General features: G+C 64.6%; 21 protein-coding genes and 1 pseudogene. 11 read left to right on the forward strand and 11 right to left on the reverse strand.

The window, feature by feature from the left end:
• The first annotated feature begins 55 nt into the window (after positions 1–55).
• Together ACNJX8_RS36805 and ACNJX8_RS36810 are read left to right on the forward strand one after the other, a co-directional pair.
• Complete coding sequence (locus ACNJX8_RS36805) at positions 56–2230, forward strand: L,D-transpeptidase family protein (RefSeq protein ID WP_439358666.1); 2175 nt, start codon at positions 56–58, stop codon at positions 2228–2230.
• Between the two features lie 274 nt (positions 2231–2504).
• Positions 2505–4124 (forward strand): DUF882 domain-containing protein, encoded by a 1620-nt coding sequence (locus ACNJX8_RS36810; RefSeq protein ID WP_439358667.1) that lies wholly within the window; start codon positions 2505–2507, stop codon positions 4122–4124.
• Positions 4125–4178: 54 nt separating this feature from the next.
• On the opposite strand, the gene ACNJX8_RS36815 is transcribed toward ACNJX8_RS36810, so the two are convergent.
• From ACNJX8_RS36815 to ACNJX8_RS36825, 3 genes are all read right to left on the reverse strand, one after another.
• On the reverse strand, positions 4179–5942 hold the full coding sequence (locus tag ACNJX8_RS36815) for an adenylate/guanylate cyclase domain-containing protein (protein ID WP_128936500.1): 1764 nt from the start codon (positions 5940–5942) through the stop codon (positions 4179–4181).
• An 86-nt stretch (positions 5943–6028) separates the two neighbouring features.
• On the reverse strand, positions 6029–6301 hold the full coding sequence (locus ACNJX8_RS36820) for a DUF2312 domain-containing protein (protein WP_018641571.1): 273 nt from the start codon (positions 6299–6301) through the stop codon (positions 6029–6031).
• 194 nt (positions 6302–6495) lie between these two features.
• The gene (locus ACNJX8_RS36825; protein ID WP_128936501.1) at positions 6496–6801 is read right to left on the reverse strand and encodes a DUF1244 domain-containing protein; all 306 of its coding nucleotides are present in this window, start codon (positions 6799–6801) and stop codon (positions 6496–6498) included.
• Between the two features lie 169 nt (positions 6802–6970).
• Between ACNJX8_RS36825 and ACNJX8_RS36830 the strand changes: the two genes are divergently transcribed.
• Positions 6971–7564: a DUF1036 domain-containing protein gene (locus ACNJX8_RS36830; protein WP_439358668.1), complete on the forward strand. Its 594-nt coding sequence runs from the start codon at positions 6971–6973 to the stop codon at positions 7562–7564.
• Positions 7561–8997 (forward strand): pyruvate kinase, encoded by a 1437-nt coding sequence (gene pyk, locus ACNJX8_RS36835; protein ID WP_091888192.1) that lies wholly within the window; start codon positions 7561–7563, stop codon positions 8995–8997. Before ACNJX8_RS36830 ends, pyk begins: the two co-directional genes overlap by 4 nt.
• A gap of 133 nt (positions 8998–9130) precedes the next feature.
• Here the strand turns inward: pyk and ACNJX8_RS36840 are convergent, their stop codons facing one another.
• On the reverse strand, positions 9131–9811 hold the full coding sequence (locus ACNJX8_RS36840) for a TetR/AcrR family transcriptional regulator (protein ID WP_128936503.1): 681 nt from the start codon (positions 9809–9811) through the stop codon (positions 9131–9133).
• A gap of 406 nt (positions 9812–10217) precedes the next feature.
• Complete coding sequence (locus ACNJX8_RS36845; RefSeq protein ID WP_014492421.1) at positions 10218–10382, reverse strand: Flp family type IVb pilin; 165 nt, start codon at positions 10380–10382, stop codon at positions 10218–10220.
• Between the two features lie 396 nt (positions 10383–10778).
• On the opposite strand from ACNJX8_RS36845, the gene ACNJX8_RS36850 reads away from it, so the two are divergent.
• From ACNJX8_RS36850 to ACNJX8_RS36870, 5 genes are all read left to right on the forward strand, one after another.
• The gene (locus ACNJX8_RS36850; protein WP_439358669.1) at positions 10779–12266 is read left to right on the forward strand and encodes a hypothetical protein; all 1488 of its coding nucleotides are present in this window, start codon (positions 10779–10781) and stop codon (positions 12264–12266) included.
• A 306-nt stretch (positions 12267–12572) separates the two neighbouring features.
• Positions 12573–13316: a protein-L-isoaspartate(D-aspartate) O-methyltransferase gene (locus tag ACNJX8_RS36855; protein ID WP_439358670.1), complete on the forward strand. Its 744-nt coding sequence runs from the start codon at positions 12573–12575 to the stop codon at positions 13314–13316.
• A 377-nt stretch (positions 13317–13693) separates the two neighbouring features.
• Positions 13694–14476 (forward strand): nucleotidyltransferase family protein, encoded by a 783-nt coding sequence (locus ACNJX8_RS36860; RefSeq protein WP_439358671.1) that lies wholly within the window; start codon positions 13694–13696, stop codon positions 14474–14476.
• 4 nt (positions 14477–14480) lie between these two features.
• The gene (locus tag ACNJX8_RS36865) at positions 14481–15203 is read left to right on the forward strand and encodes a metallophosphoesterase family protein (protein ID WP_128936509.1); all 723 of its coding nucleotides are present in this window, start codon (positions 14481–14483) and stop codon (positions 15201–15203) included.
• Positions 15204–15531: 328 nt separating this feature from the next.
• On the forward strand, positions 15532–15807 hold the full coding sequence (locus tag ACNJX8_RS36870; RefSeq protein WP_128945069.1) for a hypothetical protein: 276 nt from the start codon (positions 15532–15534) through the stop codon (positions 15805–15807).
• A gap of 275 nt (positions 15808–16082) precedes the next feature.
• Here ACNJX8_RS36870 and ACNJX8_RS36875 read toward each other — a convergent pair whose 3' ends face one another.
• On the reverse strand, positions 16083–17000 hold the full coding sequence (locus ACNJX8_RS36875; protein WP_439358672.1) for an NADP-dependent oxidoreductase: 918 nt from the start codon (positions 16998–17000) through the stop codon (positions 16083–16085).
• A 243-nt stretch (positions 17001–17243) separates the two neighbouring features.
• Here ACNJX8_RS36875 and ACNJX8_RS36880 point away from each other — a divergent pair.
• Together ACNJX8_RS36880 and ACNJX8_RS36885 are read left to right on the forward strand one after the other, a co-directional pair.
• Positions 17244–17402: pseudogene (locus ACNJX8_RS36880) on the forward strand (EamA family transporter); the annotation flags it as partial.
• Between the two features lie 122 nt (positions 17403–17524).
• Positions 17525–18391, forward strand: coding sequence for an alpha/beta fold hydrolase (locus ACNJX8_RS36885; protein ID WP_439358673.1), 867 nt, complete (start codon positions 17525–17527; stop codon positions 18389–18391).
• 474 nt (positions 18392–18865) lie between these two features.
• Here ACNJX8_RS36885 and ftsH read toward each other — a convergent pair whose 3' ends face one another.
• From ftsH to ACNJX8_RS36910, 5 genes are all read right to left on the reverse strand, one after another.
• Complete coding sequence (gene ftsH / locus ACNJX8_RS36890; RefSeq protein ID WP_091880422.1) at positions 18866–20788, reverse strand: ATP-dependent zinc metalloprotease FtsH; 1923 nt, start codon at positions 20786–20788, stop codon at positions 18866–18868.
• Between the two features lie 300 nt (positions 20789–21088).
• A complete protein-coding gene (gene tilS / locus ACNJX8_RS36895) occupies positions 21089–22147 on the reverse strand; it encodes a tRNA lysidine(34) synthetase TilS (RefSeq protein WP_439358674.1) in 1059 nt (352 codons plus the stop codon).
• 81 nt (positions 22148–22228) lie between these two features.
• Complete coding sequence (gene ybgF, locus ACNJX8_RS36900) at positions 22229–23308, reverse strand: tol-pal system protein YbgF (RefSeq protein WP_439358675.1); 1080 nt, start codon at positions 23306–23308, stop codon at positions 22229–22231.
• A 187-nt stretch (positions 23309–23495) separates the two neighbouring features.
• Positions 23496–23984: a peptidoglycan-associated lipoprotein Pal gene (gene pal, locus ACNJX8_RS36905; protein WP_018641585.1), complete on the reverse strand. Its 489-nt coding sequence runs from the start codon at positions 23982–23984 to the stop codon at positions 23496–23498.
• 257 nt (positions 23985–24241) lie between these two features.
• Positions 24242–24982: an N-acyl amino acid synthase FeeM domain-containing protein gene (locus ACNJX8_RS36910; RefSeq protein WP_128936516.1), complete on the reverse strand. Its 741-nt coding sequence runs from the start codon at positions 24980–24982 to the stop codon at positions 24242–24244.
• Positions 24983–25063 lie beyond the last annotated feature (81 nt).

Here is a 25063-nt window from a genome sequence, read left to right on the forward strand (position 1 = left end):
GAGACGATAACGAAGCTGTTCCAAGAGGGACAGTTCACCCGAGGGGTGTGACACAATGCGTGACTGTTTGAACCACCGTGCAGGCTTTGACCGTGTCTTGATGACGGTCGCGGCGACCTTCCTCACGGTGTCGGCCAGCTCAGCCCTGGCGCAGGATCAGACGCGCAGCAGCGCCGCCGAGCTCGCGATCGAGGCCGCGATCCCGCGCCCCGAGCCGGCCAACGTTCCGCCTCCGACCGCCTCCGACATCAAGCTCGACACAACCGCCACCATCCCGGACTCTGCGAAAGAGCCCGTGAAGGCCGAAGTCGCACCGGCGCCCGACAAGATCGAGACCAAGCCTTCCGACGTCGCCACCTCGCCCGCCACCGAGGCGCCGAAGAGCGAGACGGCCAAGACCGAACCCGCGAAGACAGAACCTGCGAAGACAGAACCCGCCAAGGCCGACACTGCGACGGCACCTCCTGCGACTCCGGCCGCCGAGCCGATGAAGGCCGCGAGCAAAGTTCCCGCCGCCGACCAGCCGGTCGCCGACAAGCTCAGGGACATCATCGGCGCCAAGACCTCGCGCCATTTCGACCGCAAGAACGAGCGCGCGGCGATCGAGAATTTTTACGGTGCGCGCGACTTCGCGCCGGTCTGGACCCAAGGCGGCAGCCTGACCGCTGCGGCCAAGGGCGTCATTGCGCGACTGAAGGATGCAGCCTCCGACGGCCTCAACCCCGCCGACTATCCGGTGCCGGATTTCGCCGCCGCCACCACGCCCGATGCGCTCGCCGATGCCGAGCTGAAGCTCACCGCCAGCATGTTCGACTATGCGCGGCAGGCCCAGAGTGGCCGCATGCACTGGTCGCAGGTCAGCGGCGACATCCTCTATCCCGAACATCCGGTCGACCCGAACGAGGTGCTCGCCAAGGTCACGACCGCGACGGACGCCTCCGCGGCGCTCGACAGCTACAATCCGCCGCACAAGCTCTACAAGGAGCTGAAGGCCAAGCTCGCGGAGCTGCGCGGCCAGGGCAACGGCCCCGCGATCGAGATCGCCGACGGTCCGGCGCTGAAATACACCCCGGCCGGCAAGAAGCAGGCCGAGATCGTCGTGGAAGATCCGCGCGTGCCACAGCTGCGCGCCAAGCTCGGCATCACCGAGAACGCAAACGATACCCGCTATGATGCGGCGGTCGCCGACGCCGTGCGCAAATTCCAGAGCGGCGCCGAGATGAAGGCGACCGGCATCCTCGACGACAAGACCGTCAAAGCGCTCAACGCGCCCAAGCGCGACAAGCAGATCGACGTGGTGCTGGTGAACATGGAGCGCTGGCGCTGGCTGCCGCGCGACCTCGGCGCGCCCGCGCTGGGCGATGCCTATGTCATCCTCAACATTCCCGACTACACGCTGAAGGTGATGCAGCGCGGCCAGCAGGTCTGGACCACCCGCGTCGTCACCGGCAAGCCTGGCACGCATGCCACCCCGCTGCTCAGCGAGACGATGAAGTACATCACGGTCAATCCGACCTGGAACGTGCCGCCGTCGATCGTCTACAACGAATATCTGCCGGCGCTTCAGCAGGACCCAACCGTGCTCCAGCGCATGGGCCTCAAGCTCGAGCAGAACCGCGACGGCTCGGTGCACATCTCGCAGCCGCCGGGTGAAGCCAATGCGCTCGGCCGCATCCGCTTCAATTTCCCGAACAAGTTCCTGGTCTATCAGCACGACACGCCGGACAAGCATCTGTTCGCCAAGGAAGATCGCGCCTTCAGCCACGGCTGCATGCGCGTGCAGAACCCGGATCAGTACGCGTCCGTGCTGCTCAACATCACCATGCCAAGCGACAAGTACACGCCAGAGCGCGTGCGCAGCATGTACGGCAAGAGCGAGATCGACCTGAAATTCCCGACCCCGATCCCGGTCAACATCACCTATCAGACCGCCTTCGTGGATGACGCCGGCAAGCTGCAATTCCGCAAGGACGTTTATGGCCGCGACGCGACCATGATCAACATCCTGAAGAACAATCGCGGCAAGGACCTCGAGGCTATCGTGGCGCATTCGCAGCCGAGCTATTCGCGCCCGGCGACGACGCTCCCCTCAGGCGTGGCGGTGGCCAACAATGGCGGCGGCTTCGGCTCGTCTGGGCCAAACTTCTTCGAGCGGCTGTTCGGAGCGCCGACCCCGACCCAGCCGCCAGCGCCAGTCGGCCGTCGTCCGCAGCGGGTCTTTACCCGCTGAGCCCGGCTGAGCGCCTGGTTCACAAAAATTCTGCAATGAAATCAGCGACCCCGTCCCCTGGATGGGGTCGCTTGACGTTAACCGTTCTCCAGCCGGGCCCCAGAGAGCGGGCGTTTTTTTGCCACAGTCAACCGTTTAGGATCGTATTCTGACTTGGTTTGGGGGCGGGAAGGTCAACCTCGAATTAACCTTCTCGCTTTAAGAAAGCGTTCACCCTCTTTCGCGCTGCTAACGGGGTTGGCGGGAGAGTCCATTTTGAACGCTCGTCGACTGGGTGGGCTCATACGTGCTGACTGGTCTCGCACGCCAATTCGCTGTGCTGTCGTTGTCCCATGCGGGAGTGAAGGCCGGATCCCGGATCGGCCTCGCTTGCGTATTGCTGCTTGCCGCCGCAGGTTCGGTTCATGACGCCGCCGCGCTGAACGAAACCAAGACGCTCTCGTTCCATCACACCCATTCCGGCGAAGACCTCACCGTCACTTTCAAGCGCGACGGCCGCTATGACGAAGCCGCGCTGAAGCAGCTCAACCACTTCCTGCGCGACTGGCGCACCCAGGACGAGACGGTGATGGACCGTCGCCTGTTCGACATCCTCTGGGAAGTCTATCGCGACGTCGACGGCAAGCAGCCGATCCAGATCATCTCCTCCTACCGCTCCCCCGCCACCAACGCCATGCTCCGCCGCCGCTCCTCCGGTGTGGCGCGCTTCAGCCAGCACATGCTGGGCCATGCGATGGACTTCTATATCCCGGGCGTGCCGCTGGAGCAGATCCGCTTCGCCGGCCTGCGGCTCCAGCGCGGCGGCGTCGGCTTCTATCCGACCTCCGGCTCGCCCTTCGTGCACCTCGACACCGGCAGCATCCGGCACTGGCCGCGCATGACGCATGACCAGCTCGCCCGTGTCTTCCCGGACGGAAAAACGGTGCATCTGCCGACCGACGGCGTTCCGCTGAAGGGCTATGAGCTCGCCAAGGCCGAGATCGAGCGACGCGGCAGCGGCGACGATTCCGGCAGCAAGACGAATTTCTTCGCCGCCTTGTTCAAGGGCAAGTCGGCGGCTCCGGCCGCCAGCAGCAGCGACGAGGATGACGAGGGCGCACCGGCCGCGAAACCGTCGGCGCCGACCGTGGTCGCCGCTGCTGCCAAACCCGCCGAGCCGGTGCCGACGCCGCGCGCCAAGCCGCAAGTGGCCGCAACGCTCCAGCTCGCCTCGGCCGATGCGCAGATCGTTGCGCCACCCAAGCCGAAGCCCGCGCCCGTGGCTGACAAGCCGGCGACTGGCAAGCCCGAGACCCCCGCCGACATCATCAATGCCCGCGGATTCTGGGATGATATCCCGGCTGCGCCACAGCAGGCGACGCCGGCGCAAGTCGCCGCGTTGAAGGCGCGCCAGGCGCTCGCCGCAGCCACCGATCCGCAAGCCACCGCGAGCGTCTCCAGCGCGGCCTATCAGGCGCTGGCCTTTGCGCCGGCATCCGCCTCGCCGGTCGATCGCGCCAACGTCGTCGCCGCCTCCGCGCCGATCCCGCGCTCGGCCCGTCCCGCTTCCGCGACGCGCAGCCTCGCTCAGGCGACGGAGATCAATACGGTGGTCGGCAAGAGCGTCGATGGTAGGATCGCCACCGCGACCCGGCTCTCCGCGGCCAAGGGCGACAGCATCTGGCTCAAGATCGTGATGCTGTCACCGAGCGCCAGCCGTGCGATGTCGGTGACGCTGATGGGCGAGCTCGATACGGCAGCGCTGCGCCGCTTTTTCGTCAAGCCGCAGGCCGTGATCGCGATGGGTTTTGTCGAGGATCCGATGCAGGGCCTGTCCTGCGACAGCTTCTCGGGCAGCGCGACCGCAAAGCTCCAGACGACGTCCTTCGTCATGCGTACTGCCGCGCTGCGCTGAGAGCCGCGGCCCGGCAAAGCTTTCCCCTGCCCCGTTCTTCTTCCCGCGCATCGATCATGCCGGCAGGCCAGCCCTGACGAGGCCGGATTCGTGACGCTCGCGATCGATCTCGCGCTTGTAGTGCAGGGTTGCAAGATAGGCTGCCACCGAGAACCCGGGTTCGCGCTTCAGGACCTCCGCGGCGTGAGCGCCAGCCGCGACGGCATTGTTCATCTGCGCGAATATCGCTGCAAGGAACGCGTGATGGGTATAGTCGGGCCGCGTGATCCTTGAAAACGCCTCGGCGGCCTCGGCGTATTTCTCTGCGCAATAATACGCACGACCGAGATGGCTCCAGAATCGCTCGGGATGATGAGGATTGAGACGCATCGCTTTCCTGATCCAGTCGATGCCCTCCTCAGGCAAGCCCAGCCAGGTCAGGAGCTCTCCCTGCTGCACAACGATCAGATCGTAGTTCGGGTTGAGGGCCAGCGCACGCTCCTGGTGATAGGTGGCCTTTTCATAGTCGTGGCGCGTCAGATTGAGCGCGGCGAGGATCCGGTGCACGTCGGCATCGTTGTCGTCGAGCGCCAACGCGATCTCGAGTTCAGAAGCCACCTGCTCAAAGGTCGCGTCGCGGTCAGCGCACCAGCCATAGATCCAGCACTGGCCGAGCACACACGCCTTCCAGGCGTGAGCGTGGGCGTAATTCGGATCCATTGCCAGCGCCCGGTTGAGCAGGGTCTGCGCCTGCGCGTTGTCCTCGCGTGTTGAACGGTGATGCAGGAGCTTTGCAGCCAGCACGCATTCGTAAGCGCGCATGTTCTCGGTCGGCTTGCGCTTGGTGCGGTCATGCGCTGCCGCTTCCACGCGACCAGGCAACGTCGCGACGATTGCGCGGGTCATCTCGTCCTGGATGGCGAAAATATCCTCGAGCTCGCGATCGTAACGTTCGGCCCAGATATGGCGGTCGGTTTCCGCATCGATCAGCTGCACGGTGACGCGGACGCGCCCCCCGGCCTTCCGCACGCTGCCCTCGATGACATAGTCGACGCCGAACTCACGGCCGATGTCCTGGACCTTTACGGCCTTGCCCTTGTAGACGAAGGTCGAGTTTCGCGAGATGACGAGCAAGTCGTGGAAGCGCGAGAGCTCGGTGATGATGTCTTCCGTGAGACCGTCGGCGAAGAACTCCTGTTCCGGATCGCCGCTCATATTGGCGAACGGCAGCACGGCGATCGACGGCTTCTTTGAGACAACCGGCGACGCAACAGCCTTCGTCGCGTCGGGCAGGCTTGCAGGCCCCTCCGCCAAGCGAATGCGGAAGACGCGGATCGGACGCGTGATGTTCTTGACGCTCTGCTCGCCGAGATCATCGAATTGAACTCCGTCGAGCCGGTCGCCAACCTGATCGCGCACTGCGCCTGAAACGCAGATCCCTCCAGGCTCGGCGAGCGTCTCCAGTCGTGCCGCGACGTTGACGCCGTCACCGAAAATGTCGTCTTGATCGACGATGACATCGCCCAGATTGATGCCGATGCGGAATTGTATCCATCGCGGCGGCGGGACGTCGGCATTGCGCCGCGCCATGCGGCGCTGAACCTCGGCGGCACACAGCACGGCATCGACGACGCTGTGGAATTCGGCGAGCATGCCGTCGCCAGTCGTCTTGATGATGATGCCGCGATTTTTGGCAATGGCCGGATCGATGAGCTCGACCCGGTGGGTCTTGAGGCGCGCAAGGGTACCCGCCTCGTCGACTTCCATGAGCCGGCTAAAGCCGACCATGTCGGCGGCGAGGACCGCGGCAAGCCTGCGCTCTGGTCCCGGCACATCCATCGCTCGGTCCCTTCACCGAGCACTCTAGCAGATGAAGGGATTTCGCCCAAGCTTGGTGCGCTGCAACGCCTACCGGGCGAGACGCCTCAGAGCATTCCCAGCGCCTGCATGTAGGTCTCGAGAATGGTCTCGGCCTCGGCGCGCTCGTTGGGGTCCTGCTTGCGCAGGCGCACGATGGTGCGCAGCGCCTTGACGTCGTAGCCGTTGCCCTTGCTCTCGGCGTAGACGTCGCGGATGTCGTCGGAGATCGCCTTCTTCTCTTCCTCCAGCCGCTCAATGCGCTCGATGATGGATTTGAGCTGGTCCTTGGCAAATTTCGTCGCGGGCTCGTCGTCGCGGACGGCGGCGGAGGTGGCCATCTTGGTACTCCCAATGGAACTGGCAAAACGAGGTGACGCCGGCATCCTCACCGCGCGTGCTGCGTAGACCCTTAGGGTTGGCGCCCTCCGCGTTCAAGGCAGCATCGCGCTCGTCCACAGCGCGCCCACACCTTCCTGCAGCTGCCTGAAGAAAGCTGTTGTGCGGCGCGACTCAGCAGGCCGCAGGCGGCCGTTCAGTGCCCGTGGGGATGGACCTTCTTCATCGCCTCGAGCTGCTCGGGCGTGGCCGTGCCCTGGTATTTCGATTTCCAGGTCTCGTAGGGCATGCCGTAGACGGCTTCACGGCTCTCGTCCTTGCTTAAAGCGACGCCTTGGGCGTCGGCGGCATCCTTGAGCCAGTTGGACAGGCAGTTGCGGCAGAAGCCGGCCAGATTCATCAGGTCGATATTCTGGACGTCCGTCCGCGTCCTCAAATGATCGACTAGGCGCCGGAAAGCGGCCGCCTCGAGCTCCGTTCTGGTTTTGTCGTCGATTGCCATAACTGGATTCCTTAAGACCTGCCCCGATGGCCGTCACCCTTACGGGATCAGGTGGGTCCTGTCACAGATTTTGCCATATCACGGCGCAAACGGGCCGAAACCCCGGCCTTGGGACAGTTCCCGGCCCCTACGCCAAATCGTCAATGATCTGATATAGCTTTTCGCGACTATGATCGCCGAATCTCCCCACTCCCTCCTTCGCATGCTCGCCCGGTTGGTCCCGGTACTGGCGGTCGCGCTGCTATGCCTCTGGACCAGCCCGGCGTCCGCCGATTTCCGCCTCTGCAACAACACGTCGAGCCGGGTCGGGATTGCGCTGGGCTACAAAGACGCCGAGGGCTGGACCACCGAGGGCTGGTGGAACATCTCGTCCCGCTCCTGCGAGACGCTGCTGCGGGGAACGTTGGTCGCCCGTTACTATTACATCTACGCCATCGACTACGACCGTGGCGGTGAATGGTCGGGTCAGGCCTTCATGTGCTCGCGCGACAAGGAGTTCACCATCCGCGGCACCGAGGATTGCTTGGCGCGCGGCTACGACCGGACCGGCTATTTCGAGGTCGATACCGGCGAGCAGCGGGCCTGGACGGTCCAGCTCACCGACGCCAACGAACAGCCGGCGCAGCAGCGCGTGCCCGGCCTGCCCGGCCCGGTCGGTCCGGGCGGGGTTCCGGGTTTGCCCAATAGCCCGCCCGGTGGTACGCCCCCCGCGCCTGGCCTCCCGCCAGGCGCTGCCCCGCCCCCGTCTGGAAGTAAGCCATGAGGCGCCTTCGCCGTATCAAGATTCTCGCGACCCTGGGACCCGCCTCTTCAGACCTCGCGATGATCCGCCGCCTGTTCGAGGCCGGCGCCGACCTGTTCCGCATCAACATGAGCCACACCCCGCACGACAAGATGCGGGAGCTGGTGGCGACGATCCGTAACGTCGAAAGCAGCTATGGCCGGCCGATCGGCATCCTGGTCGACCTCCAGGGCCCGAAGCTCAGGCTCGGCGCCTTCACTGATGGCGCGGTCCAGCTCCAGAACGGCCAGACCTTCACCCTCGATTCCGACAAGGCGCCGGGCGATGCCACGCGCGTCCACCTGCCGCATCCGGAGATCCTGGCCGCGCTGCGGCCGGGACATGCGCTGCTGCTCGACGACGGCAAGGTGCGGCTGATCGCGGAGGAGACCTCGAAGGAGCACGCGGTGACGCGTGTCGTGGTCGGCGGCAAGATGAGCGACCGCAAGGGCGTCAGCCTGCCCGACACCGACCTGCCGGTCTCGGCCATGACGCCGAAGGACCGCGCTGACCTCGAGGCGGCGCTCGTCACCGGCGTCGACTGGATCGCGCTGTCCTTCGTGCAGCGCGCCGACGACGTGCTCGAAGCCAAGAAGATGATCCGCGGCCGCGCCGCCGTCATGGCCAAGATCGAGAAGCCGCAGGCGATCGACCGCCTCGCCGACATCATCGAGGCCTCCGATGCCCTGATGGTGGCGCGCGGTGATCTCGGCGTCGAGCTGCCGCTGGAGCGGGTGCCGAGCCTGCAGAAGCAGATGACGCGGATGGCGCGCCGCGCCGGCAAGCCGGTTGTGATCGCGACCCAGATGCTGGAATCGATGATCCAGTCGCCGGTGCCGACCCGCGCCGAAGTCTCCGACGTCGCCACCGCCGTCTATGAGGGCGCCGACGCCATCATGCTGTCGGCGGAATCGGCGGCCGGCAAATTCCCGGTCGAGGCGGTCTCGACCATGAACCGCATCGGCGAGGAGGTCGAGCGCGACCCGACCTATCGCTCGGTGATCATGGCGCAACGCCCCGCGCCGGAATCCACCGCGGGCGATGCCATCGCGGACGCCGCGCGTCAGATCGCCGAGACGCTCGACCTGCCCGCTTTGATCTGCTGGACCAGCTCGGGCTCGACCGCCGTGCGCGTCGCGCGCGAGCGGCCGAAGCCGCCGATCGTGGCGATCACGCCGAACATCTCGGCCGGCCGCCGCCTCGCCGTCGTCTGGGGCGTGCATTGCGTTGTAGCCGAGGATGCGCGCGACCAGGACGACATGGTCGGCCGCGCCGGCCAGATCGCGTTCCGGGACGGCTTCGTCCGCGCCGGCCAGCGCGTCATCATCGTCGCCGGCGTGCCGCTCGGCATTCCCGGCACCACCAACATGGTGCGCATCGCCTCGGTCGGCCCCGAGGGCGACGCCCATATCTGATTTCCGGTCGCTCCGACAAAAAATGCGAAAACAACCCCATGCACAGTAGACGGCGCATCCGGCGCCCGTGCTGCGGTTTTTCGAAAAACCCTGTGCGACCAACGGCCTGAGCGCAATCAGGCCTCCGCCGATTTTACGCCCCCACCAGCGCCTTCGTGGTTGGTAGCAGCGTCTGCTGCACCACCAGACCCCTGGCGCGGGCGTCCATGACGCCGACGGCGCGCAGCGCCAGCAGCGTCACGGTCTGCACCGCATCGCGCATCTTGACGGGATCCTCGAGATTGTCGGGCGCGAGCGGCCCGACCAGGGCCTCATGCAGCGCTCCGAGCAACGCGGTGGCGGCGAGCGCGGTATCCTGCGCCGGCAGATGGCCGGCGCGCACGGCGGCGTCGATCCGGGACGCGATCTCGCCCGCGATCTCGCGCCGGCTGGCAATACGCGAGGCGCTGACATCGACATCGACGGGCTCGGCCAGGATGCCCCAGGCCAGCCTGCGCTGCGACAGCGTATGGACCGCCACGGTGGTCACGGCGGCCGCCAGCGCCGAAGACGGCCCCGGCGCGGCGTCGGCCGCCCGCCGGATCGCCGCGAGCTCGTCGCGGGAAACCTCGGCGATCAATTCGGAGATCAGCTCGGCCTTGGAGGGGAAGTAGCGGTAAACCGTGCCGGCCGCGACATTAGCGCGGACCGCGACCGGCGCAATCTGCACCGCCGCCATCCCGCCCTCCGCCGCAGCCTCCCGCGCCGCGGCCAATATCGCACTGCGCCGGGCCGCAAGGCGCTTCACCACTTGATGCGTCCGCCGATAAACCATGGCGCGCTTCCTGTCCCACACGCCAGCCACACGCCCTGCGGCCAAACGCTTCGTCACTGCAAAAGATGCAAATCGCCCCGCAAAGACTGAACAACTATTCAGGGTGGATGACAAGATGCAAATGCGTGGAGCGTCACAGCGAACGGGCTGGAGCGTCAGCCACGCCGCGAAGGCGACAGCGCGATGAGATCAGGCTTGATGGCCTGCCACACGATAGGTGCGCTGGGGGGTGGGGTGTCCGCGCAAATAGCCCTCAAGAGGACAGAGCCCTCACCCGGCGCTTCGCGCCGACCTCTCCCGCAAGCGGGAGAGGTTGAAGAAGCCTGCGGCGAGAAGCGAACCTCTTGCCCAAAAGAAAAGAGCCCCGTCCAGGACGGGGCTCTCGAAATTCCTAAGGCGTGCAGTCTTACTTCAGGCTGCTCGAGATCGAGCCGAACTTGGTGTTCAGCGAGCTGCCGAGGTTGTTGACGACGGTGATGATCGCGAGCGCGATGCCGGCGGCAATCAGGCCGTATTCGATGGCGGTGGCGCCGGATTCGTCTTTCACGAAACGCGAAACGAGGTTCTTCATAGACTGCTCCAAAGATTAAACGGGGCTACAAACTGGTCTGGTCTTTTCGGCTTCCCAGCGCCGCCTGACCATGAAACCGAACCTAGAGGCAAAGAATTTCGCCGCAGTTAATTCGACTGCGGAAACACGGAGCGGTTTGCGTGTATTCGTCGATGGTAAATCGAAATTGAAAACAATCGGTTAAATTGTCGGGACATGAAATCGGCCCGGCGCCGCTGATTTACCCGAAGTTATGACCGCGCATGGTCCAATGCCGTCCGCTCGGCCTGAAGCGCGATGAGATGAATCGTTCACCGCGCTGCGGGTTATTGTTTGAGCATGATCTTCCCGGAAAACCGCGACACACTTTTCCGGCTCATGCTCGGACCGACAAGAACGGCAGGACCACAAGGCGGCATGTCCCTTTCCTTTGCCAACGGCAGCGCGGTGCAGAGCCGCGCGCGCGCCCTGGTGCCGCTGTGCGTCGGTGCCGGCACCTATCTGTTCTTCCTTTTTGTCGGCGACACGCTGCTTCAGGACTCCGACTCGTTCTGGCAGATCAAGATCGGGCAATGGATCCTCGACCACGGCGCAATGCCGTACACGGACTTCTATTCCTTCACGCGGACGGGTGCGCCCTGGATTTCGACGTCGTGGCTGTCGCAGGTGATGTTTGCGTTCTCCTACACGCAATGGGGCTGGGCCGGGCCAGTGATCCTCACCGCGATCGGGATCGCGCTCTCGACCGCGATCTTCGTCTATCTGTTAGATGCGCAGATCGAAGCACCGCGCGCGGTGCTGTTTGCGATGCTGGCGTTGCTGTTGGCGCTGCATCACGTGCTGGCGCGGCCGCACATCCTGGCGCTGCCCGTCATGGTGGCGTGGGTCGGCTTCTTGATGGCGGCGGCCGACCGCAGGAGCGCACCGTCCTGGACCTGGCTGCCGCTGATGGCGCTCTGGGCGAATTTGCACGGCGGCTTCGTGCTGGGCCTTGCGCTGATCGGCCCGATCTCGCTCGAGGCGGTCGAGCATGCCGAGAAGGGACGACGGCTCCAATTGTTCCTGCGCTGGGTCCTGTTCGGCGTGGGCGCATTGATCGCGAGCTGCTGCACGCCTTACGGCTGGCGGACGCTGATGGGCGCGACCAACATCCTCAGCCTCGGCGAGCTGCTGTCGCTGATCTTCGAATGGATGCCGGCGAACTTCGCCACGTTCACATCATTCGAGGGCGCGCTGCTCGGCCTGATCGCGCTCGGTTACTATCGCGGCGTCGTGCTCTCGGCGCCCAGGATCTTCCTGATCCTGTTCCTGACCTGGAGCGCGCTGACCCATGTCCGGAGCATCGAGGCCTTTGCCTTCCTGGTGCCGCTGGTGCTGGCAAAGCCGCTCGGCGAGATGTTTTCGCGGCCGCCGGCTGACGCCACTGATGCCGACGGTTGGCCGGCCCGCTACGTCACCGCGCTCGGCGAACTGATGATCGTGGCCGCGAGCTGGACCTCGACCTCGCTCTATATGGGGCATCACCGCTTCGGCTTCACGATGACGCAGACGCCGGTTGCAGCGGTCGACCTGCTCGAGCAGCGGAAGGCGCAGCGCATCTTCAACGCCTATCAGTTCGGCGGCTATCTGATTTCGCGCGACATCCCCGTCTTCGTCGACGGCCGCGCCGAGCTCTATGGCGAGAAATTCGTTATGGACTTCTTCAAGGCGACGGAAGGCAAGAAGCCCGAGCTGCTCCCGCGCCTGCTCGATGAATACAAGATCGACGCGACGCTATTGATCGCCGATGCGCCGGGCCCGCAGATCCTCGACCAGCTCAAGGGCTGGAAGCGGATCTATGCGGATGACATCGCGGTGATCCATGTGCGGGAGAATGCGGAAGGGGCGGCGGCGCCTTCGAAGTGAGGGCGCAAGTCCAGGGCGTGCTTCCAAATGAGAGTTCCGCTTCCAGGTGTGGAGCGGACTACTGCAGGCACGGCGGCCATTTCGCCGTTTGACCCAAGACGGACGTTAGGTGAGGAATCCCGCTTGAGAGCATTTTGGTCGGCAATGCGTGCCCTTCCAGATGCGGTGATGGATCGTGACCGCTGGAGGCCCCATGACGCACTGCGGTCGTTCGCCGGACGCCTTGTTTCGCTGAGGTGATGCGTCGAATCGGCTCATTGCGCTCGAGCGCTCGACGTGAGCCCATTCCTTCTCGGAGAGCGCACGATGAAGGCCTTGCTGCTGCTCGTGTTTGCCATGGTTGTCGTGGCCCGGGAAGCGACCGCTCAGGACGCACCAAAGGACGCGCAATGCGTCCGCGAGCGCGTCGCCATGGTCGAGACCATCCGGGCATACGCCCGATCCGCCGCCAGTGCCTTGGGACAGCAAGGCCTGTCGGAGAGAGTCCTTGAGGCCATGGAGCAAACGAAACGCCATCTGTTCATCCCCGAGCAATCTTGCTCCGTCGCATACGCGGACAGACCGATGCCGATCGGTCTCGGGCAGACCATATCGCAGCCGTACATCGTGGCCTTGATGACCCAATTGGTCGAGGTCGCGCCCGATCACGTTGTGCTGGAAGTGGGGACGGGTTCGGGCTATCAGGCCGCCGTCCTTGCGCACCTGGCGCGAAAGGTCTGCACCATCGAGATCATCCCGCAATTGGCCGAGACCGCCGCGAAAACATTAAGAGACCTCGCGTATGACAACGTGAGCGTCAAGCTTGGCGACGGATACGATGGCTGGCCCGAATGCGGTCCTTTTGACGCCATCGTCGTGACTGCCGCGCTCGGGCAGCCACCGCCGCCCCTGATTGAACAGCTTAAAGTAGGTGGCCGGCTCGTTATGCCGGTGGGACCCGGTTACACCACTCAGCAGCTCACGGTCGTCGAAAAAATCGCCCCCGACAAGACGACGACGCGCGCCGTCGCTCTCGTGCGCTTTGTCCCCTTTACGCGTTCACAAAACTAAGCTCGCAAACGTCCCGTTCTTGCTGAGCCGGAATTTGTCGAGGCGGCTGGCGCCTCGCGCGAATGCCCGCCTCGGACCTCTGGTGAGGTCGGTTATCGCGCCGCTATCAGGGGTATAGCGGACCTCACCGCATACGATGTTGTCGACCGCCGTGCGCAGATGTTTGACGCGCTTCTCTGGCTCGCTGAAGACGTACCGAATTTGAAGACGAATCAATTCCTCAACGTCGCCAAGGCACGCTGAAAGCGAAGTTCATCGACCATTGCGAACCGGTTTGTTGCCGGTGGGACCTAGGGCGCGCGGAACTTTGCATGGTCTATTCGATTGTCGAACAGGGACCCTCATGGCCGAAGCCGATGAGCTTCGAGTGAACTGTTATGGCCAAGGAGATCACTGGATCGATAGAGACGATCGCTGCGGCCGCCGAGCCGACCGTGCCATCGGCCCGCGCCGAGGTGTTTTACACTCAGGCCTTGCGCGAGCTCGCGAAGCTGGATCTGCCGTTTCTTTTGGCCGGCACGTATGCGCTCAGCGCCTATACCGGCGTGGTGCGCGCTACCAAAGATCTCGATATCGTGTGCAAGCCGACTGACTATCCACGTGTTCTCAACCACTTCCGCAACCTCGGGTACACCGTCGCAATCGAGGACGAACGCTGGCTCGGCAAGGTCTTCCAGGACGAGCACTTTTTCGATGTGATCTTCGCTTTCTGGCATGGCATGGCTCCCGTGACCGACCAATGGTTCGAATCCGCGCCGCGCATCGAGGTGTTCGGTACGCCGATGCGCATCATCGCCCCGACGGAGTTGATCTGGTCCAAGGCCTTCGTCCAGCTGCGGCACCGTTACGATGGCCCGGATATCGCGCATCTCATTCTCAAGCAGCACGATCAGATCGACTGGCGGCGTCTGCTTGCCTACATGGAGCTGCATTGGGAGGTGCTTCTGGCACATCTACTCAACTTCCGCTGGGCCTATCCGAGCGAGCGCGATTGCCTGCCGCGCTGGCTGATGGACGAACTGGTCGCCCGCCTGAAGAGCCAGTTCGAACTTCCTCCTCCGCGCGTGAAGATATGTCGGGGGCGCCTGTTTTCGCAGGTCGATTATGCCCCGGCCGTTGAGGAATGGGGCTTTGCCGACGCAGACCAGGATAGCGAGTAGCGCGATGTCCGAAAAACCCGACACGCTCACCTTCGCTGCCATTGGCGATCTCCACGTGAAGGAGGACCGCACGTTGTCCTTCCGGGAACTCTTTGCCGAGCTCTCGACCAAGGCCCGGGTGCTCGTCCTTTGCGGCGACCTCACTGACCTCGGCAAGCCGTCCGAAGCGGAACTTCTGGCGGAGGATTTGCGCGCCTGCTCCATTCCCGTTGTCGGCGTGCTCGGAAACCACGACTACGAGTCCGGGCAGACTGAAGACGTAAAGAGCATTTTGAAGGGCGCCGGAATGCACCTGCTCAACGGGCAGTCGTACGAAATCGAGGGCGTCGCCTTCGTCGGCGTGAAGGGCTTCATCGGTGGGTTCGGCCGCCGCATGCTCGCTTCGTTCGGCGAGGCCGTCGTCAAGAGCCTGGTCGCCGAAGCCGTCAACGAAGCGACGCACCTCGAAAATGCGATGCGCGCGGTGGCGAGCAAGCAGGCTGTTGTCGTCCTTCACTATGCGCCGATTCTCGATACGGTTGAAGGCGAGCCGCTGGAGATTCTTCCGTTCCTCGGCTCGTCACGCCTCGGCGAAACGATCGATCGATTTACGGTGAGTGCGGTCGTTCACGGCCATGCTCATCAGGGTCGCTATGAAGGCCGCACGCCCGGAGGCGCGCGGGTTTACAACGTGGCGCGGTCAATCAAGAAGCCCAGCGGTCGACCCTACGCCTTGATTCAGGTTTGAGGCGGGCTGCCACGGCGAAGCCCGGTGGCTCCGAGCTCTTTGACGCTATGGACCTCGATATTGGGCGTTTCGTTCATGCGCAGTGTCGAAGTTGGTGCTCGACCCGACCATTCTTGACCGTGATCTCGCCATAGAGCGCCGCGGTCGCACCGAAAATGATTCCGCTCTCGGCGATAAACGCGCGCGCGGGAGCAGCAGTTTTTTGCAGGGGCGCGTGCGCAGTCATGAGCGAAGCGGATTGTTTCGAGCTGCTGTCCTCAAAGGGGACTCACGTAGAAACAACGGCTCGGTGAGTTCGCGGCGATCATTGCGTACATTGGAGGGTCTCATGCGATTCATTCTCCGTGTTCTCGCCGCATCCGTGATTCTCGTCTTCTATCTTCCCGTAATCTCTGGAGTCACGCTTGCGATTGCTGATGCGACTGGCGGGTTGCCGGGCACTCTCACCGGCTGGTGGAAGTATATCGGCGATGTGATCGCCGAACGCGCTGGCTTTTCTGGAAGCTACAAAGAGAACATGTTCACTATATGGGGCATCGCGGCGCTCCTCAGCGTCATCGGTCACACACTGCTTTCGATTTCCAGGGCGTGGATGCATCGATGAGGAATTTCGGGAAACCCCGCTGCTTGCCTGAACGCATCCGAAGGGAATGACTGCGCGGTCGTGTACGAGATCGCTCGCGGCGTGCGAGGCCGTCCGCTTCTGATGCTTAGCCGAACAACGTTGGACCTATTGTGATGTCTGCTATCGGCGGTGAACCGGGCGCGGGGCTCGCTCGCTTCCACTGCCGCTTATCGACCTGCTTCGGACATTTTCTTAACGTCCAGCCGACCCGGACAGCGCCGGGCCGGCTGCGTGCATCAATGGGCATGCATCGCTCAGGGACGAACGCGGATGATCGTATTGCCCTTGCGTCGCTCGGTGGGATTTAAGGCGGCGATGGCATCGTCGAGCGTCGAGATGTTGCCGATGTTCGTCCGCAATCGTCCATCCCGTACCCGCTGGACGATCTCACTCAGTTGCGCACGATCGGGCTCGACGACGAAGTCAACCGCCACGCCGTCGGAGGGCCGCGCCTCGGCCGGCCCGACGACAGTCACCAATATTCCTCCAGCTCGAAGCAGTCCTGCAGACCGCTTCTGGATATCACCGCCGATAACATCAAATACCAGATCGACTTCGCCGACCTCTTCCAGGGCGTCGTTGTCGAGATCGACGAACTCCTTCGCGCCGAAGTCGAGCACCGTCTGACGGTCGGCGGCACGTCCGGTGCCGATGACGTAGGCGCCGGCCTCTCGTGCGAGTTGCGTCACCATCGACCCGACTGCGCCGGCCGCGCCGTGTGCGAGAACGCTCTGCCCCGCGTGAAGGCGGCCGTGCTGGAACAGCCCTTGCCATGCGGTCAGGCCCGAGATCGGCAGGCTCGCGCCCACCGTGAAGTCGACGTCGCCCGGCAGCGGCGCGAGGTTGCGAGCCTCGATCGCCACATACTCGGCCAGCGTGCCGTCGCGATACCAATCCGCGAGGCCGAACACCCGCTGTCCCACCGACAGCCCCGTGGTGCCATATCCGAGAGCGGTGACCACTCCGGCCAGCTCGTGCCCAGGGATCGACGGTGTTCGGTCACGATCGAGGCGATCGGTCCAGGTCGAGGGCCACGCCAGCTCAGTCGGGACAAATCCCGACGCATGAACCTGAACGACGACGTCGTTTATCGCTGCCTGCGGCGCGGGCCGCTCCACCAGCTTCATCGCGGCCGTTCCCGCGGTTCGGTCCGTTGCAACGATCGCCTTCATGGGAATTATCTCCTCGGTCATTTGTTAGTGTGTTGCAGGGGGCGTGGATGTGCCGGCCATCAACAAAACGCCAGGCAGTGTGGAACTCCTGTCTCCGTGTCTGCGATCTGAACTGTCTGCATTGACTGGGGCTCCCACTCAGCCTGATGGATCGGGATCGCTCCAGTCGCCGGTGCTGGCGAATAGATGCGTTGCGCCTGGTCATAGAACAGTACCAAGATTGCGGATTCTGGCTGTACCAAGCGCAATGGACCTTTCGGCCTGCTGCTTCCGGTGTTTGCCTTGATGTCGAGCGTGTTGTTGCTTGGCGAGCGCATGACGCCAAAGTTGATCGTCGGTGGGCTGCTCGCGATGTCAGGCGTGGCGACGACACAGGCCAGACCGAGCGCGCGCCCCGTTTGAACACCGACGTCGCGTCATGGCATCGACATCATCTGTCCGGCCAATGGAGATCACGATGTTGCGACCCCACGCGCCCGCCTGATCATGCGGTAATATCGAATGGTCGAACAGGAAGACGCATCATGAAGTTTCGCCATCTCGTCACCGCGCTTCTCGTCATGGTCTCGATCGGCGGAGCGCGCGCGGCGCCGCAATGGCTGAGCCTGCCGCCGACGCCGACACTGCCCAAAGCGGCCCACAGCGGTCTCGCGCCCATCAACGGGGTCAAGATCTGGTACGCGGTGTTCGGTCGCGGGCAGCCCGTCCTGTTGCTGCATGGCGGTCTTGCCAATGCGAACTACTGGGGCCACCAGGTCCGCGCGCTGCAGCGGCACTATCAGGTCATCGTCATGGAGAGCCGCGGCCATGGGCGCAGCAGCCGCAATCAGGAGCCTTATGGCTACGACTTGATGGCTTCGGACGTGGTCGGGCTGCTCGACCATCTCAAGATCAGGAAGGCGGCGATCGTCGGCTGGAGCGACGGCGCGATCATCGGCCTCGACATCGCCATGAAGCATCCGGAGCGGGTGAGCAAGCTGTTCGCCTTCGCGGCGGACTCGGATCCGTCAGGCGTTGCGGATATCGCTTCGAGCGACGTGTTCAACGCCTACATCGCCAGGGCCGGCGAAGAATACAAGCGCCTCTCGCCGACACCGGCGGAGTACAAGAGCTTCGTCGCCGACATCACCAAAATGTGGGAGAGCCAGCCGAAATGGACGGCTTCGGATCTCGCTTCGATCAAGGCCTCGACCTGGATCGTGGACGGCGATCATGACGAGGCGATCAAGCGCGAGAACACCGAGTTCATGGCGGCGAACATTCCCGGCGCCGGCCTGCTGCTCCAGCCGGAGGTCAGTCACTTCTCGTTCTTGCAGGATCCCGAGCAGTTCAACGAGGATGTGCTGCATTTCCTGGCGCGTGGCGGAGGCCCGCGCGCATCGCCGAAATGAGGAGCCGTAGGGTGGGCAAAGCGTAGCGTGCCCACCATGTCGACCGTGCGTTCCGAGAGATGGTGGGCACGGCGCGAGCGCGCCTTTGCCCACCCTACGAAGCTGGTGCCCCGTCATTGCGAGGAGCCCTTGCGACGAAGCAATCCAGAATCCCGCCGCGGTGACAGTCTGGATTGCTTCGCTGCGCTCGCAATGACCGAGTTTGCGGTAATAGCGCGCCTCCCTCTCGTGTCCCGGACGCGCTGCAACGCCCATAGCGCATCGAAGACGCGCGTGAACGCGCTTACGGCGTTGTGGCGCAGAGCCGGGACCCGCCGCCGCGTACACCGCTGAAGCATGGGCCCCGGCTCAGCAGCGCACCACGTCGCAAGGGCGACGCGCTGCGCTGCGTCCGGGGCACGAGACCTGAATTGCGAGACCACAAAAAACGCGGCGTTGCCGCCGCGTTTTTCAATTCGATCTGCATCTCGGAGCTTACGCCTGCGGCTGCGGCTCCAGGCCAGGATCCGGATCGGGCCGCGGGCGCGACTTGCCGGCCGGGGGCACGGCGGAAGCGCGCGGCGTGGCCGGCTCCAGCACGGACTCGCGGTTCGGCTTCTTGCCCTTGAGCAGGTCGACGATCTCCTCGCCGGTCAGCGTCTCGAACTCGAGCAGGCCCTTGGCGAGCGTCTCGAGGTCGGCATGCTTCTCGGTGAGGATGCGGGTTGCTTCCTTGTAGCCTTCCTCGACCAGACGCTTGATCTCGGAATCGATCTTCTGGACCGTTGCCTCGGAGGCGTTCTGCGTCCGCGACACCGACATGCCGAGGAAGACCTCGTCCTGGTTCTCGCCGTAGGAGACGGTGCCGAGCTCTTCCGACAGGCCCCAGCGCGTCACCATCATGCGGGCAAGGCGCGTGGCCTGCTCGATGTCGGAGGCGGCACCCGAAGTCACCTTCTCGCGGCCGAAGATCAGCTCTTCGGCGACGCGGCCACCCATCATGATGGCGAGGCGCGAGGTCATCTGCTCCAGCGACATCGACAGCTTGTCGCGCTCCGGCAACTGCATGACCATACCGAGCGCACGGCCGCGCGGGATGATGGTCGCCTTGTGGATCGGATCGGTCGCGGGCACGTTGAGGCCGACGATGGCGTGGCCGCCCTCGTGATAGGCCGTGAGCAGCTTCTCTTCCTCGGTCATGACGAGCGACTTGCGCTCGGCGCCCATCATCACCTTGTCCTTGGCCTCCTCGAACTCGGCCTGCGTCACCATCCGCTTGTTGCGGCGGGCGGCGGTCAAAGCGGCTTCGTTGACGAGGTTCATCAGGTCGGCGCCGGAGAAGCCCGGGGTGCCGCGCGCGATGGTCTTGAGGTTGATATCCGGCGCCAGCGGAACTTTACGAACATGCACCTTGAGGATCTGCTCGCGGCCGACGACGTCAGGATTCGGCACCACGACCTGGCGGTCGAAGCGGCCCGGACGCAGCAGCGCGGGATCGAGCACGTCGGGACGGTTGGTCGCCGCAATGAGGATCACGCCCTCGTTGGCCTCGAAGCCGTCCATCTCGACCAGCAGCTGGTTCAGCGTCTGCTCGCGCTCGTCATTGCCGCCGCCGAGACCGGCGCCACGGTGACGACCGACGGCGTCGATTTCGTCGATGAAAATGATGCAGGGCGCGTTCTTCTTGGCCTGCTCGAACATGTCGCGGACACGGCTCGCGCCGACGCCGACGAACATCTCGACGAAGTCGGAACCGGAAATGGTGAAGAACGGCACGTTGGCCTCACCCGCGACCGCACGCGCGATCAGGGTCTTGCCGGTGCCGGGAGGGCCGACCAGCAGCACGCCGCGCGGAATGCGGCCGCCGAGGCGCTGGAATTTGCCGGGGTCGCGCAGGAATTCGACGATCTCCTGGAGGTCCTGCTTGGCCTCGTCGACGCCGGCGACGTCCTCGAACGTGACGCGACCATGCGCTTCGGTCAGCATCTTGGCGCGCGACTTGCCAAAGCCCATCGCCTTGCCGGCACCGCCCTGCATCTGCCGCGACAGGAAGATCCACACGCCGATCAGCGCGATGAAGGGCAGCCAGGAGACCAGCAGCGAGACGAACCACGGCACGTTGTCGCCGGGCGGCTTCGCGGTGATCTGCACCTTGCTGTCATAGAGCCGCTTCACCAGCGTCGGATCGTTCGGCGCATAGGTCTGGAAGCTGGAGCCGTTGGTGAAAGTGCCGTGGATGTCGGGACCCTGGATCACGACGTCGCGCACATTGCCGCGGTCAACCTCGCTCAGCAGCTGGGAGAAGGCGATGTCCTGCGAGGACGCGCGCTGACCTGGATTCTGGAAGAGCGTGAACAATGCCAATAGCAGCAAGACAATGATGACCCAGAGGGCGAAATTGCGCAGATTGGCGTTCATCGATCTTCCTTCGTGGTCGCGCGGATCGCGGCCCTGATCCTTGGGGAGTTACTTTGGTCAATGCGAGGAAATCCCAAGGAATCCTCTCGGTTAGACGCATACAATTTAGGTGCCGCCCCGGTCGCTGCCAAGGGAACGAGATGGGACTATTTATCCCATCTTAGCGCGATTCCCGCTGAAATAATGGCGTCCTAGCCCGGGTTTTTCCCGCCTGGTTAAGGTCGCCTGACGGCGCCGAGCCGAAACGGCCGGTGTCATGATCCGACCTCATGCAGCCCTCATGCGCGCTTCATGCACCCTTCACGGAGCCTTGCGCCGCCGGGCCGGCGCCGGCGCGATGTGGATACGCCCGCCGGCGAGGCTGATCAAGGCTCCCGCAAGGGTTTGCTTCAGGACCGGCCGACCATTTGCGGCTGCACGGGGACCTGCGGCGATGGCCCGATCAAGCGCGGACATCAGGGTTTCGACCTTGCCGAGTTCCGCCGGCCCCTCGTGCCCGAGCGCGGCGATGGCCCGCAGCAGCAGCCGCAGCCGGACCTCCTCGGGCAGGACGGCAAACGCCGATGCCTCGAAGCTTCGAACGCCCGCCTGCGGCGCAACGTCGCGATCCCGCAAGCGGAGGAAGCGCTCGGCGCCGTCGGCGAGCACCTCGACGGCCGCATTGGCGCGCGCCAGCCTTGCCGCGAGCCGCACGAGCGTGCGGGCATCGCCGCCTTCGGCCGCGAGCTGTGGCAGCAGCGCGCGCAGCCGCGGCCGGGTGAAGGCGGTGTCGCGGTTGGTGGGGTCGTCGGCAAAGCCGACCTTCGCCCGCTTCAAGGTCGCGATCAGCTGCGCCTTCGGGACGTCGAGCAGCGGACGCGCCAGCACGATGCCATCGCGCTCGCTGACACTGGCCATCGCCGACAGCCCGGCAAGTCCGCTGCCGCGGAGCATTCGCATCAGCAGGGTCTCGGCCTGGTCGTCGCGGGTGTGGGCCGTCAGCACATGGCTGGCGCCCACGGCCCGCGCGGCCTGTGCGAGCAGCAGGTAACGGGCCTCGCGCGCCGCGGCAGGCAGTCCCGTCTTCGGCTTTGCGCCACGCCAGCGCAGGGTCCGGTGCGGCAGCCCGAGTTCGGTTGCCAGACGCTTGACCTCGCGCGCCTCGCGGGCCGCTTCCCGGCGCAGTCCGTGATCGACGGTGACGACGGTGAGTTGCGGGCCGCGCACAAGACTGCGCCGCCAGCGGGCCGCGAGCCACATCAGCGCGACCGAGTCCGGCCCGCCGGAGACCGCGAGCACCAGCGCCGGTGCAGTTTTCAGGCCCGCGAACAGCCGCCTCGCCTCGCGCGCCGAGATCGGAGAATTGTCGTCGTCTGACATGACGGCCCAGCAAATCGTCAGCGGATGATTGCGATGTTTAGCGCAGCACCATCCGCATTGTCAGGACCCTAACGCCACGCGTCAGCACTTCACCCGCTTCTGCTCGCGATCGACCGCGGCTTTGACGCCGGCGGAGGCGCGCGGATATTTCCGGCCGACCTCGCCGAAGGCGGCGCAGGCGGCCTCCTTCTCCTTCAGCGCGGCGAGCGACTGGCCGAGCCGCAGCAACGCATCCGGCGCCTTGGCCGATTTCTCGTATTTGGTGGTGACGGCGAGGAACGCTTCGGCGGAGTCGCGATATTGCTGGCGCTGGAAGTAGCTCTCGCCGAGCCAGTATTGCGCGTCGCCGAGCAGAGGATCGCTCGGGTATTTCTGCGCAAAATTCTTCATGGTCTGCTCGGCGAGCGCATAGTCCTTGCGCTGCATGTAACCGATGCCGAGGTCGAACTCGTCGCGCGGCGTTGCCGAGGGCGGCAGCGTCGTGAGGCCAGTGCCGCCTGATGGCGCGGGATGGCCGGATTGGGCCGGCGGATAGCCGGGCTGCGCCGCCGGGGGAGCCGCCTGCTGCTGATAGCGGGGGCTGGTGTTGGCGAGATCGAGCGGCTCGCCGGCGCCGCGGCCGCCAGGGGCACCACTGGGAGCTCCTGCCGGCATCGGCTGCTGACCGCCGCCGAGCGCGCGCGGCGCACCGGGCGCGTTCGGGTTCTGGTTCGGATCGAAGGCATCGCCGCGGCGGCGCGTGCCGGGTGCGCCGGGCGCCGGCTGCTCCTGAACGATCGGCGCGGGAGCGGCGATCTGCGGCTGCTCGTAATTCGGCTGCGCGGCCTGCTGCTGCGGCTGCTGCTGGCGATAGCCCGGCGCGACCTGACTTGGTGCGATCTGGGCGGGCGGCATCGCCGCGACGTTGGGCGCCTGTCCGGGCGCGCCTTGCGCGCCGCCTTCGAGCGCCCGCAGCCGCTCCTCGAGCTGGCGGTTGCGATATTGCAGCTCTTCGTTCTGGCCGGTGAGCTGGCGCAGCTGGTTCTCCAGCCGCTCGATCCGCATCTCGGGGTCGGCATCATCCGACTGCGCCAAGACCGGCTGCGCAAATGCGGGCGAGCACAAAGAGAGCAGCGCGGCGATCGCCGCGGTGCCGGTAAAGACCTTAAATCTGGATGACATCTTGCCCTGACGACAAAAGCGAAATGGCCTGCGACGGAACATTCGACGCGCCACACATTGAAGTGGAGTACGCCAAAAATGTGACTGGTACCAAGGGGTTTCTGTCACAGAATGCTGAAACGAAACCGGCGCCCGAGAGGGCGCCGGCATCATCCAGTTCTGAAGCTGAACGCCGCCTGACTGAACGTCAGGAGCTCGCGTTCAAGACGGTGACGGCGCGCCGGTTCTGCGACCAGCAGGAGATGTCGTTGCAGACCGCGACCGGCCGCTCCTTGCCGTAGGAGATCGTGCGCATGCGGTTCGGATCGATGCCGCGCGAGGCGAGGAACGAACGCACCGACTGGGCGCGGCGGGCGCCGAGCGCGATGTTGTATTCGCGGGTGCCACGCTCGTCGGCATGACCTTCGATGGTGAAGCTGTAGCGCGGATAGGTCTGGAGCCATTGCGCCTGCTTCTCCAGGGTCACGATCGCCTGAGGGGTCAGATCGGTCTGGTCGCTTTCGAAGAACACGCGGTCACCCACGTTGACGACGAAGTCCTGCTGGCTGCCCGGCGTCGCCGCGTTGGCCATCGCATCCGTCGCAGCATTCTTGTTGGCGCAGGCGCCCATCGACAGCGCGACGGCAAGCACCGCGGCCAGCTTCAATCCCTGGAGGATACGCATAGGATGTTTCATTCCGGAGCCTCCACGCTCGCGTTAGTCCACTGCTGTCCGGTCTACAGGGGGTTGGTTAAGCGAACGTTCCGTCAACCTTGACGGAACCTTGCCTCAGCCGATCAAATGCCCCCAACCAGCGAAAAGCACCCATGATGGTTAATGGGTTGTAAATGTGGCGCGAGGGTGAAGGCAAGCCGCGCCAGCCGGCACAGCACTGTTTTTTGCCGGGATTCTAGGCCGAAAGGCGTACGGCGGCCCGAGTCGCCGCTTCGGAATCAGGCGTGAACGGCGTCCGCCACGAACACCGGCCGCTGCGGAACGGACCGTTGCGGCGCCTGGCGCTGACCACCGCGCCCGAACAGCATCCGCCGCTCGAAGGCGGTCGACCGCATGATCGGATAGCGCTCGAACACCTTCTTGCGGAAGGTCGGGAAGTCCGCCGCCATCAGCCCGAACGGCTTGGTGAGACCGGGAACCAGCCGGGGCTCGGCGATGGTCTGGTGCAGGAACACCCGGCGGTAGAACGCCTGATGCTCGGGGCGCACGATCGCAAGGCCGAGATCGGCATTAAAATGCTCGCAGGCCATGTAGGCGAGGCGCGTCGTCAGATAGGGTAATTCCGGGACACGTTTGACCTGGTCGGGATCGGCGACGAAGCGGGTCGGGTCGATCATGACCTCGCCGCGGTCGAGCCGCGGCAGCAGGATCTCGGGGAAGACGTCGGCCGAGGTGGACTCGCGCCATTCCGAGGTCAGCACGCTGATGCGCACGGAGCTGCAGAGCTCGCCGTTGAGATAGACGCCGAAGGTCCACGCGTTCGGCAGCTCGTCGTAGCGGTCGGTGACCCGTGCGTCCGCCGATTCCTTGACGGCGCCTTCGCGCCGATAGGCGCGGTAGCGGAGATTGTAGATCTCCTCCTTCTCGTCTGCCGTCTCTGCGAGATGATAGTCGAGGTCGGTGAGGAGTTCTGCCCCCCGCCCAACAGCCGAAATGACCGCTTTGGCCGAGGACTGCATCCCAACTCCTTACCCACAACCCACACCGCTCACTGCAAACGCGCGCAAGAAAGGAGGATTTCTCCAGAACAACTTCCACGC

Source organism: Bradyrhizobium sp. SPXBL-04 (genome assembly GCF_051853035.1).
Taxonomy (GTDB): domain Bacteria; phylum Pseudomonadota; class Alphaproteobacteria; order Rhizobiales; family Xanthobacteraceae; genus Bradyrhizobium; species Bradyrhizobium zhanjiangense.

Excerpts from the sequence above, each read along its gene's own strand:
- ACNJX8_RS36805 (WP_439358666.1), top strand. The coding sequence starts at position 56 with ATGCGTGACTGTTTGAACCACCGTGCAGGCTTTGACCGTGTCTTGATG.
- ACNJX8_RS36815 (WP_128936500.1), bottom strand. The coding sequence starts at position 5,942 with ATGGATGTGCCGGGACCAGAGCGCAGGCTTGCCGCGGTCCTCGCCGCC.
- ACNJX8_RS36820 (WP_018641571.1), bottom strand. The coding sequence starts at position 6,301 with ATGGCCACCTCCGCCGCCGTCCGCGACGACGAGCCCGCGACGAAATTT.
- ACNJX8_RS36825 (WP_128936501.1), bottom strand. The coding sequence starts at position 6,801 with ATGGCAATCGACGACAAAACCAGAACGGAGCTCGAGGCGGCCGCTTTC.
- ACNJX8_RS36830 (WP_439358668.1), top strand. The coding sequence starts at position 6,971 with ATGATCGCCGAATCTCCCCACTCCCTCCTTCGCATGCTCGCCCGGTTG.
- pyk (WP_091888192.1), top strand. The coding sequence starts at position 7,561 with ATGAGGCGCCTTCGCCGTATCAAGATTCTCGCGACCCTGGGACCCGCC.
- ACNJX8_RS36840 (WP_128936503.1), bottom strand. The coding sequence starts at position 9,811 with ATGGTTTATCGGCGGACGCATCAAGTGGTGAAGCGCCTTGCGGCCCGG.
- ACNJX8_RS36845 (WP_014492421.1), bottom strand. The coding sequence starts at position 10,382 with ATGAAGAACCTCGTTTCGCGTTTCGTGAAAGACGAATCCGGCGCCACC.
- ACNJX8_RS36850 (WP_439358669.1), top strand. The coding sequence starts at position 10,779 with ATGTCCCTTTCCTTTGCCAACGGCAGCGCGGTGCAGAGCCGCGCGCGC.
- ACNJX8_RS36855 (WP_439358670.1), top strand. The coding sequence starts at position 12,573 with ATGAAGGCCTTGCTGCTGCTCGTGTTTGCCATGGTTGTCGTGGCCCGG.
- ACNJX8_RS36860 (WP_439358671.1), top strand. The coding sequence starts at position 13,694 with ATGGCCAAGGAGATCACTGGATCGATAGAGACGATCGCTGCGGCCGCC.
- ACNJX8_RS36865 (WP_128936509.1), top strand. The coding sequence starts at position 14,481 with ATGTCCGAAAAACCCGACACGCTCACCTTCGCTGCCATTGGCGATCTC.
- ACNJX8_RS36870 (WP_128945069.1), top strand. The coding sequence starts at position 15,532 with ATGCGATTCATTCTCCGTGTTCTCGCCGCATCCGTGATTCTCGTCTTC.
- ACNJX8_RS36875 (WP_439358672.1), bottom strand. The coding sequence starts at position 17,000 with ATGAAGGCGATCGTTGCAACGGACCGAACCGCGGGAACGGCCGCGATG.
- ACNJX8_RS36885 (WP_439358673.1), top strand. The coding sequence starts at position 17,525 with ATGAAGTTTCGCCATCTCGTCACCGCGCTTCTCGTCATGGTCTCGATC.
- ftsH (WP_091880422.1), bottom strand. The coding sequence starts at position 20,788 with ATGAACGCCAATCTGCGCAATTTCGCCCTCTGGGTCATCATTGTCTTG.
- tilS (WP_439358674.1), bottom strand. The coding sequence starts at position 22,147 with ATGTCAGACGACGACAATTCTCCGATCTCGGCGCGCGAGGCGAGGCGG.
- ybgF (WP_439358675.1), bottom strand. The coding sequence starts at position 23,308 with ATGTCATCCAGATTTAAGGTCTTTACCGGCACCGCGGCGATCGCCGCG.
- pal (WP_018641585.1), bottom strand. The coding sequence starts at position 23,984 with ATGAAACATCCTATGCGTATCCTCCAGGGATTGAAGCTGGCCGCGGTG.
- ACNJX8_RS36910 (WP_128936516.1), bottom strand. The coding sequence starts at position 24,982 with ATGCAGTCCTCGGCCAAAGCGGTCATTTCGGCTGTTGGGCGGGGGGCA.